The following is a 311-nucleotide window of genomic DNA, read 5'->3' as shown; positions in this document are numbered from 1 at the left end:
GACTTTTTCTTATCCTTTAAAGGACTTGAAAGTCTCTTCAGTTTTTCAGCTTGTTTCCTGGTTGTTAAAGAACAGAAGATAATAAAGTTATCTTTATTTGGCGTCCCCACGGGGATTCGAACCCCGGTTACCGCCGTGAAAGGGCGATGTCCTAGGCCTCTAGACGATGGGGACAACAAATAAAGATACTCTATCTTACATTTTGCTTACGCACTTTTCTCTCTTCATTCATTTTCTACAATATATCAATCAATCTGTGTGGACACTTATTGTCTCTCGTTTTTGGTAAGGAGGTGATCCAACCGCAGGTT

Annotated in this window: 1 tRNA gene; it reads right to left on the bottom strand. The window is 40.5% G+C overall.

Annotated features, from left to right (window positions below):
* Positions 1 to 98: 98 nt before the first annotated feature.
* A tRNA-Glu gene (locus tag QP437_RS09840) sits at positions 99 to 174 on the bottom strand.
* Positions 175 to 311: the final 137 nt, after the last annotated feature.

Origin of the sequence: Haemophilus sp. UMB1048 (genome assembly GCF_030218125.1) — a bacterium.
Classification (GTDB): domain Bacteria; phylum Pseudomonadota; class Gammaproteobacteria; order Enterobacterales; family Pasteurellaceae; genus Haemophilus_D.
This window is presented reverse-complemented; position numbering and strand designations above follow the sequence as displayed.